At 38.5% G+C, this 558-nt stretch carries 1 pseudogene; it reads right to left on the reverse strand.

Features of this window, described 5'->3' with window-relative positions:
- Positions 1-314: 314 nt before the first annotated feature.
- Positions 315-558 (reverse strand): annotated as a pseudogene (locus tag JUJ52_RS23150) (hypothetical protein); the annotation flags it as partial.

Genomic DNA, 558 nt, shown 5'->3' on the forward strand with positions numbered 1-558 from the left:
AATACGAAATTTATACGCTTTATGGGTTATCATTTATTTCCACCACCTTTTTATGTGATTTCCATATATGTTTATTATAACATTAAAACGCTGTCCATTCAGTGTTTTTACAAATTATTTGAAACAAAAAAAAGACGATTCATCTCCACCCTAGCTTTGCTTGAGGATGGAGTCTTCTCGTCCAGAAACGATAAAAATCATCGCCATTTTTCATGATGTCGATTGAATATTGACCAGATAAATTTAAGTTTGGCAGAATGTTTTGGATCTCTTTGCGAACATGTGATAAATGTTCGTTATACTCTGCAGTCAGTTTATCTTGATGCTGTAGATAGGTCTGATAATCCAGCTTTCAAGGTACGTTTCATCACTATCGGGTGCCAATAGGGGACGATACCGATGAGTTCATCCTTATCGCAATCTACGAACGCACGAAACTCGGTGCGTAAAGGCATGCCGTTATAAATGGTCGGATTTCCTTCTGGGTCTTCAATGTATTCACGCACCACCAGATCCACTGTGTGGCCAGCACCAACCTGCATTGCGAAATTATTAATC

It is taken from the genome of Virgibacillus sp. AGTR (assembly GCF_016919725.2).
Lineage (GTDB): Bacteria > Bacillota > Bacilli > Bacillales > Amphibacillaceae > Virgibacillus > Virgibacillus salarius.